At 52.0% G+C, this 846-nt stretch carries 2 protein-coding genes; both read left to right on the top strand.

Annotated features, from left to right (window positions below):
- Window positions 1–306: rhodanese family protein (locus ACTHUR_RS12890; RefSeq protein WP_440398888.1), on the top strand; the 306-nt coding region annotated here is incomplete at its 5' end.
- Between the two features lie 79 nt (window positions 307–385).
- Window positions 386–688 (top strand): ArsR/SmtB family transcription factor, encoded by a 303-nt coding sequence (locus ACTHUR_RS12885; protein WP_003821656.1) that lies wholly within the window; start codon window positions 386–388, stop codon window positions 686–688.
- The last annotated feature ends 158 nt before the right edge of the window (window positions 689–846 follow it).

The following is an 846-nucleotide window of genomic DNA, read 5'->3' as shown; positions in this document are numbered from 1 at the left end:
GCGCAGGCAGAAGCAGCATTAGCGGAACTTGGTCGGGGACGCGAGTGCTACATTCTTGAAGGCGGTTTGCAGGCATGGAAAGCCGCAGGTCTCCCCATAATCGCCGAACACGCCGCACCGGACATCATGCGGCAGGTGCAAACCATCGCAGGCGGCTTGGTTCTGTTTGGCGTGTTGGCAGGTTCGCTGGTATCGCCTTGGTTTTATCTGATAGACGCAGTAGTCGGCGCAGGTCTGTTGACAGCCGGTTTAACCGGATTCTGCGGCATGGCACGACTGCTGGCTAAAATGCCATGGAACCGCTGAACAGAGGTCGTCTGAAAGTTGCCGCTGCGGCAGTTATGACTGATAATGGGACCTTCACATTTGCCGAAAAGGGCAAACCATGACCACTGCCGATAATCAACCGCCCTACGAAGAAGCCGCTGCCTTTCTTAAACTTCTGGCAAACCCCCATCGCCTCGCCGTACTATGTAAGCTGCACGAAAGACCGCACAATGTAACCGAACTGGCTGAATCATCCGGCCTGCCTCAAGCGGCGATGTCCAGCCAATTGGCACTACTGCGTGAGGCCGGATTGGTGTCTTTTGAAGTGAACCATCGAGAACGGCAATATTACATTGCCGATTCACGAGTCAACGAGATGATACAGTTGTTGTATTCCTTTTTCTGTGCAGGAAAAGATTGAAATGTGGTTGTACTGCCTTAGAAAGGCTATTCGGAAAATTAACCGAAAGGGTCGTCTGAAAATTTTTCAGACGACCGTTTTATACTGCTTCTGTATTTACACTTAAAGCACGCGTACGTGCGTACCGCGCACACCCTACCTGCAGCTTTCATGCGGAC

The sequence above is a fragment of the Neisseria sp. P0021.S007 genome (genome assembly GCF_051956855.1).
The sequence above is the reverse complement of the archived record's forward strand: the minus strand, read 5'-3'. Positions and strand labels throughout refer to the sequence as shown.